A 14605-nucleotide genomic window follows, 5' to 3' on the forward strand; every position below is an offset into this window, starting at 1 on the left:
GTGAGAAGAGAAGTATATATAGCCCATCAAATGTCGCACAGGCGGTAGCTTACGTCGGTAATGGGATCAACTTGTCTCACTAACGCCATTCTCAACTGACGAGAACAGACCAATGCACTCATGGACAAGCTCGGACTGTTATCGGGCAACTCTGGAGCGAAAGCAGCGGGGACACCTGGTAGCTCTCGATTTATGCGTAAATTATCTCCGCGCCCGCCCGACCCCATTTGCATTCGGACATGTCGGTACGCCTCTGCACGCCGGCCTTCAGCGAGCGCATTCAGAGGGTTTCTGCCCATGAAAACAAACAGAGCGCCTCAGGAAGGTCTTCAAGGTGTGTCACTCGTTGTCCGGCTGATGACAAGGCCTCTCTTTACACTTCGGAGAGACAGTCCACGAACAGCCAACGTCGACGTTTACGCCGGCTTATATAGCCGGCCATCATGTGCCGTTGCACTACATAGCAGATTAACGACACGAAAACAGCTGTTATCAAGAAGTGGTTGTACCACCTCCTTAATGACGCTTACGATGCGTCCACAGCGGCGTACAGCTCATAGATGCTACCAGGGCACCCCTACCCTTGCAGATCGCTGGTGGCGGCTTACAGAGGGTCTTACATCGCTAGCGGCACAGATCAGAGCATGCTCTGGTACTCACGCCGAAGCGGCGTCATTAGCGTGGTTTGCCTATGAGCAAGACCATGAACCGTAAACTTAGATCCTCGAGACCACAACAGGCGTTTTTAGAGACAATACAATCCACCGCGCTAAGGCTTATAGACGCTCTTTACTGCGGTCAAAACGCATCATCGATCGCCCAACGCCACTACTTATCAGTGCACTTTCGCCTGCTGATTGCTTATACAATCTCTGCTACCTCATGCTGGCATGAGCTTGTCAGCTTGACGAAGCGCCCCCTATCTCAGAGAACAGCCAGCGTTCATGCGCATGTTCTGTGCGCAACGCTTTATAGAGCAGGCACCATGCGGATTATGAAAGCTTCCTCACTCCTAGTGAGTCAAGTCGAGTCGATTCTCCTCTATCAACATGCGGCTTTGTTCCAAGCGTGTCCAGTTAAGCTTTTCATGCGGGCTCACCCACGCGGTCACAGCTTCGATGGCTTCATCAAGACTCGCCACGCGCACGCAAAGGCAATCGCGCATCATCGCATGGTCATGAGGGTTGCCCTCGGGTTCCATAGCGCAGATCACGGGGATGCCATTGTCTGATGCCCATGCAATCTCCATTACCGTTTCGATCGAGATCTCCATCGCACCCAGTACGTTGACCAAGATGGCCGCCGCTCGCAAGATATCAAACCGACTCCGACCAGTGATCGCCCGATCGGTCGAAAGAGGGAAGTCGATGGACTCAAATGATGCGTTGCTGGAAACATCGAGGTACTGCTTCGCGCGCATGGGTGAAATACCCTGCAAGTGAGGCGGGAATGATTTCATGGTGTACTCCCGCCACACGGTCATGCGTTGATAGGGAAGTCCAGAGGTCGGACCGGAGAGGTATATCGAATATGTTTGTGACATGGGTGATCCTTGTGGTTTCAGTAGTGGTTAGTTGGGGTACGTGAAACGTCTATTGTTGTGCTTTGCTGCTTCAAGTGACATCGCCATGGTAGTTTGCTCCATCTCGGAACACTCTTCCATCCGTCCACTCATTGGTTCCAGACGATAGAAGATGGTCTTCTTCTCACCAGTTACCTTGTTCTTATCGATGATCATCTCGACGATAGGAAGCTTCTTCTCTTTCATCGATGTAGTTCCATCAGGATTCGTAACCTGATCCATATGGTTGGAACTGGTCCAACTCAGGACACATTCGTCACCAAGATCCTGCAACTCCTGATAGACGCCGATGTTCAGCTTCGAATCGAATGAGATCCCGCCGGAGTTCTTCGCATCCGTGTACTTGGGACGCACACCAGCACGCAGGTTCTCTTTAGGAAGCTCCATGGTGAACAAGGTCGTGATCCCATGCTTGGTTGGCAGCGTCGAGATGAACCGTGACATCTCACGGACCTTGCCTTCTCCAGGATCCATCCCCGGCAAATCAAAGAGATGGAAGTTATCACCAACCGAGACGAAGTGACCCTTCGAGTTACGCCGGCGAATATCCCGAATCCACTGCTCATGTGCCGGCAACGTGTTAACCAGAACCGATTGATCGGCAAGGACCAAGCGTTCCTCTTCGATCCAGCGATTCAGCTTCTCTTCCGCCTTGCGGTACCGCTCCTCGAACTCGGCCGCCATAGGACCAAGCAGGGAAGCGCCCGCCTTCGAGATCGAGCGGCTCGACAAGCCACTCATCACTCCAAGAATGCGAGGGATCCTCATCAAGGCTGCATCATCCACATGATGCAGGAACACGGTGAGATCAGGGTTGTTCTCAAGCATGCCTACAATCAGGTTATCGATCACAATAGACTTGCCATGATGTGGTTTGCCCGGCATCGAACCCATCACTGCTTCCTTGGGGATCCCGCCCATCAGACTATCGAAGACCGGAAACCCAGTAACCAGCTCCGGCATGTCCGTGGCAGCTTCCATCTTGTCAACCGTCGCTCGATACGACTTCCAATTGACCTGAGGGTCATACCCCACACGAGAGCCAGCTACAGCACTCAGACGGCTTGCTGCTGTAGCCAGGATGGAATCCATAGCCTTGGGGTTCTGCGCAAGCGCCTTGGCCGTCTGCTGGGCAATAGCGGTACGTTCTTCCTCCGCCTCCATCTCATTCGAATCAATCAGACGAAGAAGTTCACGATGAATGAACTCAGTCGGCAAACTGGTGGCTTCAATGTTCCCATCGGCGATAGTGATCGGATCAGTAACTTCTTCGATGACCTCAGGGAAGTTATCCAAGGTGTCCAGGCATAGGGTTGTCGGGAAGGTGACTGTTAGTGGCGCCAGCTCAACAATAGAGAGTGACACTGGAACCTTAATTGTCTTGACTGGTTGGTAATGCCATCGCTTGGTCTTACGCTGGCGCTCATTCTTCCAATCTGGGGAGTAGAGGGGACCAGGATGAAACAGACCAATCCAATTGCAGTCCCAGGATGAATCCGCATCTGAGATTTGCTTGAGCAGATAACTTAGACCGTCTGCGTGAGAGCACCAAGGATCCACTCGCACGCTGTCGTCCTTCAACTCGCTAGCATTGGACCTACCAATGAGGTTCCTCCAAGTGGTCTTAACAAGATCAAGGGGAATTGTGATCGCGGCGGTCATTGCGACGTGGAAATGGAAGGGGACTGTCGGACCATTCTTTGAGCGGCCTTCTTTTCCGGCGATGAAACAGACACGTGTCTTGAGTGTCTTCTCAAGGTCGTTGACGAACTCGCGGAATTTGCTATCAGCCGTCTCGCTGCGAACGTTCCACGGAAATGTAAGGTGAACGAAGAGTTGCCAAGGGATGGGCCGCACCCAGTCTGCTACTGATTCGTTGAAGCGTCTGTCACGTGTGGTATGATCCATACAATCTCCTTCAGAATGGCTTGTTCGTAGGCGCACTTCGTCCTACGTGTAGCGATCGAGTGTAGGCCGGTTATCCACCATCCAGAGGCACCCATCGCCCCTGATCCCGCTCGAAAATTTCGCTTTGCTAAGACTGAACAATGAACGATCTTAGGCGTCCACAAATCCAACAGTATCGATCGGCCTGAAAATCGGGAATACAGGAATACCCTGAGTTTGGGCAGGAAAGCAAGTTACTTTGAAGAAATGTTAGAAGTCTCTTGAATCCGCCTAGTAACGTGTTAATGCATCGGGTTACGACGTGCTGCAGTGTTGAGCCTGGTGAAAGAACATTATTTGCGATCGGCGGGTACTCGCCTTGCTGGTCTAGTCTCTAAACAATCCGGACCGCCAAGACGCTTAGAAGTCCGATTGCAACAGGATCAGATCCTGCCCAGCTTCGATTAGCTCCGTAAAGATCTCGTGCTTTATGTCGGATCGCTGTACTGGAAGCTTCAACATGAAAGCTGTTGCCAATGGCGCTGGCACATGGTCGATATCGGCTTCGATAGGATTACTATTGTCTCAATCGCAGCTTGGCCAATCGATTTCACAATTGTTTAAAGCCAACATAAGATCTAACAGTCGTGGTTTATGCAGAATCGAACCACACTTAACAAGCCCGTCTCTATAGGGGGCGGGCTGTTTCTCGTTTAGGATCGGTGGTGGAGGATTCATGGATACCAAGAGCATTGTTGCGCAAATTGATTTGGAGATATTGAAGCTGCAGCAAGCAAAGGTGGCGTTAGTGGGCGTTAGTGCACCGTTGAAGATGAAAGCGGGTCGTCCCAAGAAGGCGAGCTAGAGATAGTTTGTGCCAAGGATTTTTCGGTGGAATGAAAATGTAGTTGACTCGGAAAGAGAACGCTCTCTGCAGCTACACCTCAAAACAAACAACCAAATTAACCTAATGATTCAGCGCGCCTATGGGACAGCATAGCCCGGCGCAGATATAGTGATCCAACTCCTGGGGCCGCTTTCACTTACCCAAACCGCTTGCAGCGGCAGTATTATGCTTGGCGTCAGAGTAAAAGGGCCAGCCTGCTTTTGACCGGAGCCAGCCGACTTCCTAATTGGCAGGATGGAATAAGTGCTTCAGAACCTTGGTTGCGAGTGCTGCTGACGGTTCGGTTGGCCTCAGCAACGCGGGTCTTTCGGGTCCGCCAAGTGCGTAGCATGCTGAACGGGACAGGCGCGCTGGCACCCACGGAAGGCTATCGGTGATAATCACTCGGTCGGATGATAGAGCACATACGGTGGTGGAAGTGTTCGCCCGCCTCGTTAGGCTCGGTAAGATTATGCTGAAGCAACAACCATTTTGCATCCCTCCAGACATCCGAGATCCCTGCGCAAGAGAATGGCCAAGGCGTCGTAAAGGTGATTGCATACGTCGCGTTATATATCGGTTTCGGTTCGAGCCACTCGTAGAAGCCATCGACTGATATAAGGCGGCGACGCTTCTCGAAGCGTTTATATTCTCGCGTTTCACTCGAAACCAAGTGCGTTCGAGCCAGGGCATCCGGCAATGGCGTGCAGCTAATTAGATTGGCGGCTATTTGCAAGACGGAAACGTCAGAGAGCTGTGTTATCCCTGCAAGGTGTTGTGAAGTCATGTCGGTGGATGTATCGAGGACGGCGGCGACAATCAACTTTGAGTTTTAGCCAAAGTTCTCAGGCAGAAAGCCGTATTGAAGTGATCAATCTGCGGGGTGAATGCCTTCAGTTCTGCATCGTCTGCCGTCATGTTGCCAACTGTTAATCTTTTTTGGCCTCTCACCGATCCCGGTGTAGAAAGCTAGGTAGCTCAGGTAGGTGCCAGCCCGCCTGAGCTTGCTTATGAATCTGTGAAGGTTTGCTGGTGCCCAACAAGGGCACAAACGAGGGCACGATAAAGACTCCGAATCTTCCTTCCCGTGCCTTTTCGTTCCCTCTGATTGCTCATAACTCTATCATTCTATTGATGTTACTACCTTCACACGGTGGAGGTCGTAGGTTCGAATCCTGCTGCGCCCACCATAAGCCGTTCAAAACGAACAACTTAGAGTCCGCTCAATTTGTCGGCCTGTTGATGTCGAGATACGTTTCGAATAAGCGGTCTGCAAAGTGCACTTTGGCCATGAGACCCCCATGCACTCCATGAGAGCCTGCGTCAGTGTGCGGGTGCTCCCTCTGTCCGACCTGGAAGCAAAACGATAAGTGGAGTATGCCCCAAACTTCGGAGGTTGCTTTCGTAGCCGGATGTAAGGATGACCAGGCTCTCAGCGCATCTGGTGTCGTATATGTTGTGCAAAGTACTTTCGTCTTGATTGTGTCTGTCGCGTGAACGGAGTAGCGTCAACCTATGGTCATCCACCGTACGGAAGAAGAGCGGCTTAGGCACATTCGTGAGCAGATTGAAGAACAGTTAGCATCTGAGCGGGACAAGCCGTTCTGTTGTAGGGAGAACGTCATTGCGTTCAGAGAGCATATTGCAGTTATCAACTCTCGCTTGGGTAGTCTGAATCAGCAAAGCGTCTAAAGTGAGCCTGGTTCACGATCCGTACATAAGGCTCCGGCAGCATTGTGCCATGCACTCTGATTACCGGCCCCGCATCGCTTTCGCAGAACGTCTCAACGACGGCATTATCGTAACGTTCGATGACGGCAAATTTGCAGTAGTCTCCGCGTCTTCCCTTTACGCCACTATCCAGCAAAACAAACTTGAAGCTGACCGAGACGGCTAGCGTGTACTCATGTTCAGGGAAAATTCGCTGCAACAATGCTTAGTCTGAGCTTCTTCCAAGCTTCGGTCCTCAGAGGCCGGACGAACGACCTGTAAACACCTCGTGCAAAAAGACTCCGTCTGCTTATGCAAAACCGGAACGAAGTCTCGAACGGAAATTGGCATACTTGTTCCTAGAAATAGATCAACTGACTCGTTAGGTACGTCAAAGGCTGAGCGAAGTGGAGGAGACGCTTCGGATCACATACATGCTCCACTTCGTCCCTACTTAGCTGAGTTTCGGTGGTGCGGTTGGCAATGGTGGCAAAGCAGGTTTTACATATCGAGTCGAATGAGTCGCAGCGGTTCATTCGGTGGACGAATCCGGCAGGTGAAATTGTCGCCATCGTGCGGCTGCTTTCTGAGGACATACTGAGAATACACGCTAAGTGCGCTAGGCGACATAGCGATTTCAGAATTCTCCGCCTACCAAGTCGAAAACTCTCTTGTCTCCGCCGCTCTCTATGAGTCCGGCGTCATCGTGCAAAAATGGCGAGATGGCTTCCCAGTCGCAGGCAGGCGCACAGCAGTTCACGGTGCCATTCTGGGCCGATGCTGGCGAGACCGAAGCCGACATTGCGAACGGTGATTTAACAATCAATAGCGTTCCATTGAAGATCGGTGCCGCGAAGTAGATTGTTCGCAAATCGTTCCTTCATCAGTCCTGATTAGAGATGAGCCTTGCGAGCGAGCTTTCAAGACCCGACGTTCTTGCTCGTGTCCAAAGCCGCGTTCAAGCGTGTTGGGATCGGTTCTGCGATGGATCGGCGCGTGAGGCAAGGTAGGTTCGTTAACGCGAATAGCGTGACTTACTCATGTACCAACACGAAGCCACGCCTCTGAGCAATCTGATACAGACATGGACTGAGGCACGGCGTAAGTTCTGCCCAAGCCCTTTACGACTCAGGACAGTTCGCAGGAGATCTTCCAGCGTCGAAGGAACCTTTGCCGTGAGAGGATGGCGGTACTGCAAACGACGTTGGGAGGTTCGCCTAACGAATCCGTCAACTCTGTTGCATGTCCATCTTCTCCCCCAGAGGAGTGTGCAAGGTCGTCAGTGAATTAGATTGGCAGGTATTCCTTTCAGGTAAGAGCAGGATGTAGAAAGGATCAGCTGAATGTCGAGATTGGGAACCTGCATCAGCACGATAGCCCGGCCAGCTCTCTATACGCGCGAACAGTGGATTGCGCTCATCCTGAGCCTGCTCTGTTTCGCTATCGACGCTTGTGCCATCTATCAGTCGCTGGCAGAGATGCAATTGCCAGATGGTCTTCTGAGACACCGATCGCCTGCGTCACCCGCCATGTTGATGACGGAAGCAGCACTTATCGTGGCTGGGTTCGGTCTTCTCTGGTTTGCCTTCTCAAGGCATCCGGATAGAGCAGAGCGCGTGTGACTCTTCTCAGGTAGTTCCTTGAAGCGGAAGAAACGATCCCTTTTGGGAAGTATTGTGTGTCGTGCAGGTTTCACCAGGCGCGGGGCTTCGGCCCAATCTTCCCGATCTTGTGACAATCCGTTCAGGCTTAACGGCTTGCAATGATAGGTGCTGATCCGCGTCGTTTGGCACGACACCTGCGCAGTCTCTGGGAACTTCGTGACCGCACCCCCAGAGGGCTGCGGCTTTAATCGAAGAATTACAAGGAGGAATTATGAAGACAGGCACTGCACTCGCAACGACCCTGTTCGCCGTAGCAAGCTTCCCCTTATTGGCGCAGCGACCGCCTCCGTCCACTCAGTCGAACAATCCCGCAAGCCAACAGAACGCCCCTGCAACAGGGTCGATGCCCTCACGTGATACGGCAGTTAGTCCGGATGCCTCCTCTGGAACTGAAGCAGCAGCCGCACCGATGAGTTCTGTGAACGGCAAACTCGTCGGCACACTCGACTCGAAAACCGCTAAGAGTGGCGATCCTGTAGTTGTTCAGACCGAAACTCCCTTGAAGGCTGCGGATGGAACGGACATTCCGCTGGGCTCGAAGTTCGTCGGCCACGTGATTGGGGCCCAGCCGAGTGGGGCAGGTCAAAACTCCCAAGTCGCGCTTCAGTTTGACCACCTTGATCTGAAGGGTGGCCAGAGCATGCCGGTTCACTTGCAAATTCAATCCATCGCGCCGGCGGGAACTGCAACAACGGCGAGCGCTTCCGACGCCCCCGGTGCATCTGCTACGCGCACTCAATCTGATGGCGCACCGCAAGGAGCGGGAGCACCATCCGCATCTGCTGCCCCTGAAAACGGTGTCCGCGCCCCGGGAACGATTGTCGCCACGTCTGGCAAGATCGCCATACGCACCACATCGGTTCCCGGTGTGATGCTGGCGAACAACGTACCCGGTCAACAAGACCCCAGGATGGCTCAGGCTTCCAGCATCCTGCTCGGAGCCAAGCAGGACATCACCCTCGATGGCGGCACGCAGATGGTTCTCGGCGTGTCCGCAGCAGGTGGAGCAACCCGGTAGGCGGTTGATAGCGTCAGCGGTTAGTTCTGCCGCTGACGCTGCCTCATCCATGCGGGTGAGAAGGATTAGATAAGTGACTCTAGCCTACGCGGATGCGGCGGCGATCCTCCACCAACAGAGGCACAGACGCCAGCAGAATTACTCCGTAGCAGATGAGGTAAAAGTTTCTTGGTGAAGTGTGCCTCTGTTCCCTGACGTCGTAACGAACGCTACGAGAGATAGTTCAGTGCATGAATACCGGTCGCGTCCTCTGCAAAGTCGTTCTGTTTCCGATGCTGCTTCTGCCGATTGCTCTACACGCTGAGTCGTGTGACGGACTCTCACAACTTACCTCGTCGACGGTCTCGATCACGTTGACGAAGGTTTTGGGTGCGGGTAGCTTCACACCTGCCGGAACCACGAACACGTTTCAAAATTTACCGGCCTTCTGTCGCGTCGCTGTAGAGCTCAGGCCCACTCAGGATTCCGACATTCGCATTGAAGTATGGCTTCCCACCGCATCCTGGAACGGCAAATATATTGCCGTCGGAAGCGGTGGCTGGGGAGGCTCCTTATCTTACGGAGACATGGCCGAGGCGCTGCGACGTGGCTATGCAACGAGCGCAACCGACGATGGCCACAGTGGTCCGAGCGCTTCGTTCGTTGTTGGTCATCCGGAGAAGCTCATTGATTTCGCCTATCGAGCCGAGCATGAGATGGCCGTTGAAGCCAAGGCTCTCATCCACGCGTTCTATGGTCGTGACCCGCGCTACTCCCTTTGGGACGGCTGTTCCGGAGGCGGACGCGAGGGTCTGTTGCAGGCCTCCCGCTATCCGGAGGAGTTCGACGGCATCATCGCTGGCGACCCGGCAGACATTCGCCGAAACTCCTGGGCACTCGAACTGGCTGCTCAAACGATCAAGGATCCCGAAGCCAACATCCCGCCAACGAAGTATCCCATGATTCATCAGGCGGTTTTGGATGCATGCGATGCGAAGGACGGGCTGAAAGACGGACTGATCGAAGCCCCTGAAAGTTGTCACGTCGATTTTAAGAGGCTGCAGTGTAAAGCGGCGGACAGCCCCGATTGCCTTACAGCACGTCAGGTACAAACTGCCCAGATGATCACGAGTCCAGTTGCGACCAAGACGGGTAAGGTGCTGTTTCCACGCGTGGAACCCGGGACAGAACTTCGCTGGAGCCGTATCGCCGGGGGGCCTCAGCCAGCCGATCTCTTTCTGGATGAGTTTCGCTACGTTGTGTATCAGGATCCCAGTTGGGACTGGCGAAGCTTCGACCTCGAACGCGACTCCGCGAAGGCACATGCAATCGATAAGGACGTTGACGAACTGAGTCCAGACCTCACCGCCTTTGCGAAACATGGCGGGAAATTGCTCCTGTATCACGGTTGGGCAGACCAGCAGGTCGCACCCGGCTTTAGTGTCGACTTCTACAAAGCGGTGCTGGACGCAAGCGGAGGTCCAGAACAAACCTCAAACTGGGTTCGTCTCTTCATGGCTCCTGGCATGGCACACTGCTCAGGTGGAGAGGGGCCTGACACCTTCGACAAGATTAGTGCGATGGAGCAGTGGGTCGAACAGGGAATGGCTCCGGCGCAGATCGTTGCTGCCCATCAGACAGGGGGTAAGATCGACCGGACGCGTCCACTCTGTCCCTATCCTCAGATCGCTCACTATAACGGCACTGGGAACATCGATGCGTCATCGAACTTTAGTTGCCGTCTGATTGACAGCTCGGAGAAGCGCTGACGTCCTCTAAGAATCACGGTTCATATTGTTTCTCATCAGGAGCGGAGTCTCTTCACGCGCGAAGCATATTACAAATGGCGCCCGACCTTCGAAGTTTTGACGGATACCGAAGATGGAGGCAAGCTCACGAGTGGCATCTCCTATCGGCCGATATTGCCGAAGGGAGTGGAGGTCAAGAAGACCGAGCTTCTGACCACATCAGACCAGACTGGCCGCTGGCTCTTTGAGGTCACCCAGGATAAATTTCACACATTCTCTATCTACGTTCGCCTGAAGATCTTGACAGCGATTGGCGGGGACGATTGATGCAGACGAGCAACGGCGAGCAGTGTTCAAGAAACTACCCTGGCGACAGGTTTATTCAGCGCTTTCGCTTTCTCGACTTTGACATCAGCTACCTTGAAGCTGGTCAATCGTGGCTGCTGCACTCGTCCACTCCAGCTCGCGTTGGGTCTTGAAACGATGCCTTGTTATAACAAGTCCGACAACAACGACCACAGCGAGAATCAGATAAGCGGCAATCCTGATCAGTTCTTGCCAGTCGCTCCGCTTGAGCGATGGCTTGTTACGAGCAGTTACAACAATGAACCGAAGTTTTGGAGGAACTAGAACTTCGCTGGGGCTACGGGATGTTCTGGACTCCAGAGCGGCTGCCCGGCAGAGACATGGTCCACCCGTATCCCGGGAAAGAGAAGTCGCAACTCTTTAGCCGCACGCTCCATCCCAGGCTCTTCCGATACCTCATGACCCAGTAGGATGAGGGCCTTCTTACGTCCCTGCGTCGAAGCATCCCGGACATATTCGACCGTCTCCCACTCGCGTGCTTCACCAGCGATCAACACGTCAACATTCGGTGCATTGAGTGCATGCACCTGTTCTTCCATGCCTGCAGCACCCGGCAAGAGTGCCACGTGCGTGATCGGCAATTTTGGATCTCCCTCCACTCGCAGTGTTTGAATGTGAAAGGCGCGCTCAAGCGTGCGTGCAAGTTCACCAAGAGTCGTTGGCGGAATTGTGACGACATATTCAGCAAACGGACCAGAGGGATGCGGATAGTTCATCCACCCCAGGGCTTCGTAAACGCCCTTCAGGATGTGATCGCCGGCAGGATCGGCATGGATCTGATCGTGCAACCGGTACACCACCAGATGATGCTGCTCGATATAGGCCACCTTTGCCTGGTACACGGGATCATCGGCAAAGAATCTCGTCTCATCGAGATGGTTATAAAACGTTGGCTCATGGGAGATCACAAGGTTGTCCCCTAAACGGACGGCCTCCTGAAGAACTGCCATCGTGTCCAGAAACGTAGTGACAATTCCAGTCACCGGCGTCGCAGGGTCGCCAGCCTTCAAGGTATCGACCGTCGCCGGAGGCGGGGCTGGGAGATAGAACTTCTGGATGCGTGACCACGCCTCGCCTGCTGTAGGCGTACTTGTCTGCGCTGTTGCAGTTCTATTAAGAAATGTCACCACTCCCAGGAAAACAGCAGCCCTGACGCAGCAAGCGGACAACGCACGAGAGTTTTTCATTGTTGCCATCTTAAACTTTCGCTACGGTCTTTGACTTCATTGCGGAGATGTTTTTCAAAACGCCGTTTGCGTGAACTGCCGACTCGATTTAGGTCACTTGGATAGGATGATTGCGCCAAAACTGATCATGAAGCCCGATGGAAATACAGACAAAGCTGAACCCGATGGGCCATGATGGCTCTGGACGAGCTCCCGGTCATTCTCTGCTAGGTTGCGTTTGGAAGACAGATAGCCGGTCCATCCACACAAACGGACAACCATCGTGTACTGTCACGCAAATCCGTCTAAAACGAATACATCGATGCCGAACTTGCATGTAAGCCAAATATTTCACTGTTCATCATCAACCCAGACCATCTTCCTTGAAAGTCAGTGTTTTCGGCAACTCAGGGCTTGTTGTTTTCGAAACGGCGCTTTTTAGTGAAGTTGGGTTCCAAACGACGAATCAGATGTCGAGTCTCAGGAGTCTTGCACTCATCCTTGCATCAGCGAGACGACGCGCGTGCGCTCTGCCCGCCGCTACTCTCGATCGCTTTCCCAACACCACGAACGCGAGGCAAAAGGCTGTGACAACGCCTACCAAAATGGCTATGAAAATGGCGATGGTTTCCATGTCGTTCTCCTGCGAAGAGTTTAGACCATCTACCGGATGGCGATGTCGAGGACCTCGATCGAGTTCGGCAGAATGGTATGAGTCCATGGCTTGCTGGATGTCTTGATCTTTGACATCACCGGCTTGATTGAGTCGGGATGTTCGATCGAATTGGTGGCGAAGCGAGTTGTCGCGTGCAATGTATATAAAGTCGCGTCGCTACCTGCAGCGTTGGCTATATCGAGGCTTAGAGGTTGAGGCACATCAGACGCGTTGACGAGTTTCAGATGCAACACCTTGTCCGTCGTTGAGAGCGTAGCCGACCAGAAGAGAAGAGGATTTGAACCTGTCGCGTTGCTTTGGACAGTGTGGTCACCAAGGTGATTGCCGAAGAGCACCTGCGCCCAGTACGCAGGCGATGCGTAGGACTGTAGGGCGTTATAACCGATCAGGTCGGTTGACCACTGCATCCCGCCCGGGCTTACGTTCGTTAGAAGTGGAGCATAGCTGGCCATCAGAATCAGATCGCTATTGCGTTCCATGCTGGTCATCCATGCAGCATCCCCGAGAGCGGCACCGAAGTCCGGGGTCGGCGAGCCGGTGCGTGTAGCCCATTCGCCGACAAAGATCTTCGGTCCCTTGCGATCGAAGGTATCGTCGTGATGGACCATCGCGAAGAACTCGTCCGGGGTCCTGTAGTAGTGGTCGTCGATGATGTCTGGATTACCTGACTTCACAGGCGCGGTGGCGATCAATTGGTACTTTGGATATTTAGCGCGGATCGCCTTTGCGAACTGGTCGAAGCGTCCGTCATAGCTGCCTGATTTGTCGAAGAAGTCTTCATTCCCGACCTCGATGTAGTGAAACGGAAACGGTGCGGCATGGCCATCTTTAGCGCGGACCGCGCCCCATTTTGTCGAAACATCGCCGGCAACGTACTCAATTTCTTCGAGTGCTTCCTGAATGTAGGGCTCAAGGGCTGGACCGGGTTCGACATGTTCTCCCTTCAGGGAGTAGCCGGCGTACACGGCTAGCACAGGCTCAACCTTCAGATCTTCGCACCACTCCAAAAACTCGAGCAGTCCCATCCCGTCGGTCGACTGGTAGTTCCATGGACTACGGTGAGTCGGGCGGTCCACCAGCGGGCCAATCGTCTCCTTCCATTTAAATCGCTCGTTGATGAAGTCGCCCTCAAGGTAGTTCCCTCCTGGAAGACGAAGAAATTGGGGCTTCATCGCAGCCATCATGTTGATAAGGTCAGGCCGATTGCCGTTGGGACGATTGTTGAAGGTTGGAGGAAAGAGTGACACAAGCTGCAGCCACACTGTCCCCGGTTTGGCGAATGTGATCTCCAGATGGTTGGTTGAACTCGTCTTGATCCCTGCAGCTGTCTGCAGCTCGTAGCTGTACTGCTGCCAATCTCCATCTTTGATGTCGACCGTCGCCTCGGCTAGCAAGACGCCGGCCTCGTCGGTCAGGATGCGCACGCGTGCGGCGCCGACCCCTTGGGACTTCGCATAAAATGAGCCGCGATAGGTCGTGCTCGGACGCATGGGAATACCCCAGTACCCACCATTTGCAACCCCGGCCTGGCTCGTGCTGGAGGCTTTACTGATCGTCAGCCTGAGACTCGCCGGGAGCGCCTCGCTAGGGCCCACTGCCGGGTCTGCAACCCGCTCCTCCACTGAGTCGCCATGCGTAATTGCCGGCCAAAGCTCCAGGCCGTGATGAGGTGCGAACATGGTCCGGTTACGTAACAACTCCGGGTAGAGCCCTCCGTCATAGGAGTAGTTGATCTCCTCCGTCATCAGACCGTACAGCATCGGGCTTACCGTTGCGACGGGTGTTCCTGTATCGATCTTCAGTGTTGCCGGAGTCTGGGCCGACAGAACGGTTGCAAGGAGACACAGTGAGCAGGTGCCGACCGACACAGGGGAGATCTTCATAAGCCTTCCTCCGGGAACGTTACACACTGTCTCTAAAGAG

General features: G+C 53.7%; 11 protein-coding genes. 6 read left to right on the forward strand and 5 right to left on the reverse strand.

Features of this window, described 5'->3' with window-relative positions:
• Positions 1-1012 precede the first annotated feature (1012 nt).
• Positions 1013-1543 carry a hypothetical protein gene (locus OHL20_RS12960; protein ID WP_263383599.1) on the reverse strand — a complete coding sequence of 177 codons (531 nt, stop codon included), beginning with the start codon at positions 1541-1543 and terminating at the stop codon, positions 1013-1015.
• 27 nt (positions 1544-1570) lie between these two features.
• Entirely contained in the window at positions 1571-3490 is a 1920-nt protein-coding gene (locus OHL20_RS12965; protein ID WP_263383600.1) for a hypothetical protein, read from the reverse strand.
• Between the two features lie 715 nt (positions 3491-4205).
• Here OHL20_RS12965 and OHL20_RS12970 point away from each other — a divergent pair.
• Positions 4206-4334 (forward strand): hypothetical protein, encoded by a 129-nt coding sequence (locus OHL20_RS12970; RefSeq protein ID WP_263383601.1) that lies wholly within the window; start codon positions 4206-4208, stop codon positions 4332-4334.
• Between the two features lie 409 nt (positions 4335-4743).
• Here the strand turns inward: OHL20_RS12970 and OHL20_RS25230 are convergent, their stop codons facing one another.
• Positions 4744-5142, reverse strand: coding sequence for an SOS response-associated peptidase family protein (locus OHL20_RS25230; protein WP_396272563.1), 399 nt, complete (start codon positions 5140-5142; stop codon positions 4744-4746).
• Positions 5143-6787: 1645 nt separating this feature from the next.
• On the opposite strand from OHL20_RS25230, the gene OHL20_RS12975 reads away from it, so the two are divergent.
• The 5 genes from OHL20_RS12975 (at position 6788) to OHL20_RS12995 (ending at position 10801) form a co-directional block, all read left to right on the forward strand.
• Positions 6788-6925 (forward strand): hypothetical protein, encoded by a 138-nt coding sequence (locus tag OHL20_RS12975; protein WP_263383602.1) that lies wholly within the window; start codon positions 6788-6790, stop codon positions 6923-6925.
• 483 nt (positions 6926-7408) lie between these two features.
• Positions 7409-7687: a hypothetical protein gene (locus tag OHL20_RS12980; RefSeq protein WP_263383603.1), complete on the forward strand. Its 279-nt coding sequence runs from the start codon at positions 7409-7411 to the stop codon at positions 7685-7687.
• A gap of 253 nt (positions 7688-7940) precedes the next feature.
• Positions 7941-8747, forward strand: a complete 807-nt coding sequence (locus tag OHL20_RS12985) for a hypothetical protein (protein WP_263383604.1) — start codon at positions 7941-7943, stop codon at positions 8745-8747.
• A gap of 230 nt (positions 8748-8977) precedes the next feature.
• Complete coding sequence (locus tag OHL20_RS12990) at positions 8978-10495, forward strand: tannase/feruloyl esterase family alpha/beta hydrolase (RefSeq protein ID WP_263383605.1); 1518 nt, start codon at positions 8978-8980, stop codon at positions 10493-10495.
• 96 nt (positions 10496-10591) lie between these two features.
• A complete protein-coding gene (locus OHL20_RS12995) occupies positions 10592-10801 on the forward strand; it encodes a hypothetical protein (RefSeq protein WP_263383606.1) in 210 nt (69 codons plus the stop codon).
• Positions 10802-11100: 299 nt separating this feature from the next.
• Here OHL20_RS12995 and OHL20_RS13000 read toward each other — a convergent pair whose 3' ends face one another.
• Complete coding sequence (locus OHL20_RS13000) at positions 11101-11967, reverse strand: Nif3-like dinuclear metal center hexameric protein (protein ID WP_263383607.1); 867 nt, start codon at positions 11965-11967, stop codon at positions 11101-11103.
• A gap of 702 nt (positions 11968-12669) precedes the next feature.
• The gene (locus OHL20_RS13005; RefSeq protein ID WP_263383608.1) at positions 12670-14565 is read right to left on the reverse strand and encodes an alpha-L-arabinofuranosidase C-terminal domain-containing protein; all 1896 of its coding nucleotides are present in this window, start codon (positions 14563-14565) and stop codon (positions 12670-12672) included.
• Positions 14566-14605: the final 40 nt, after the last annotated feature.

Origin of the sequence: Granulicella arctica (assembly GCF_025685605.1) — a bacterium.
Taxonomy (GTDB): Bacteria; Acidobacteriota; Terriglobia; order Terriglobales; family Acidobacteriaceae; genus Edaphobacter; species Edaphobacter arcticus.